Consider the following 486-nt stretch of genomic DNA (forward strand, 5'->3'; position numbering starts at 1 on the left):
CAATATATCAACAGCGGCACCGCTGCCCCCATCCAGGCTGGTGCGGTTGCAGCCATCCGCCAGGGCGAGCCGCTGGTCGAAGAGATCCGGCAACGTATCCGGACCGGCCTCGACCTTGCCTATGACCGGCTGGCGGAGATTCCAGGCATCATCCTGCCTGCGAAACCGCGCGGCGGCATGTATGCCTTCTTTGCCATGGAAGGCGAAAGCGACGCACGTCTTGCCTGCGCCAAAATCCTTGAGACGGCGCGCGTCGGCCTGGCGCCCGGCCATCTCTTCGGAAGTTCGGCAACGGCCTTCCTGCGCATGTGCGTGTGCCGTGAACGCAAGGACATAGCTACCGCGCTCGACCGCATGGTCGCTGCCATGAATTGACGCCCTGCCTGAAGCGGGGCGGCAAAAAACCGTGCGGGAGCAACCCGCCCGATCAACAACAGAGGGAACACAAATGAGCTTCACTCGCCGCAAACTGCTACTTCTCGCCGC

The 486-nt window shown here is 63.0% G+C and carries 1 protein-coding gene; it reads left to right on the forward strand.

Translation table 11 applies throughout. The features are described from left to right. Window positions 1-375, forward strand: a 375-nt coding sequence (locus tag EN935_RS39890) for an aminotransferase class I/II-fold pyridoxal phosphate-dependent enzyme (protein WP_127374446.1), incomplete at its 5' end; no start/stop codon positions are given. Between the last annotated feature and the right edge of the window lie 111 nt (window positions 376-486).

It is taken from the genome of Mesorhizobium sp. M7D.F.Ca.US.004.03.1.1, assembly GCF_003998635.1.
Classification (GTDB): domain Bacteria; phylum Pseudomonadota; class Alphaproteobacteria; order Rhizobiales; family Rhizobiaceae; genus Mesorhizobium; species Mesorhizobium loti.